This is a genomic window from Spirosoma arboris, assembly GCF_009754945.1.
In the GTDB taxonomy this organism is placed as follows: Bacteria; Bacteroidota; Bacteroidia; order Cytophagales; family Spirosomataceae; genus Spirosoma; species Spirosoma arboris.
In genome coordinates, this window is sequence record NZ_WPIN01000085.1 from 1 (window position 1) to 398 (window position 398).

The 398-nt window shown below is 40.2% G+C and carries 1 protein-coding gene; it reads left to right on the forward strand.

Features of this window, described 5'->3' with window-relative positions; genetic code table 11:
- Window positions 1-116 precede the first annotated feature (116 nt).
- Entirely contained in the window at window positions 117-365 is a 249-nt protein-coding gene (locus GO755_RS42300) for a hypothetical protein (protein ID WP_198175102.1), read from the forward strand.
- Window positions 366-398 lie beyond the last annotated feature (33 nt).

A 398-nucleotide genomic window follows, 5' to 3' on the forward strand; every position in this document is an offset into this window, starting at 1 on the left:
CTAGACTTGTGCTTTCGAACCAAGTTCATTTGTTTTGGAGGGCCACCTACCCCTGATCAAGTTACTTTTACTCAAGTTCATTCTGGACCATTTTGACCTTACATTGGTCGATCAGCATGCACAACCTTGAGGAATTAAATAATCAACCTAAAGAGCAGCAAAAGGACAATTTGTTGTCGAAGGGTTTATTTTCCTGCATTACCGCACAAAATTTCCCCATTCGGAGCCATCAGGTCTTGCTTCATATCAAACAGCTATCCCCGACTAAATCGTTTAATGCCAAAATCAAGTCCTTTCGCAATCAATTCTGTGAAGTTCGGAATGTGGAATTCTTCCTTTATCAACTGACTCATTTATATGCTTAAGCCAAGTCGCTCCACAACATTTAGATTTGATCC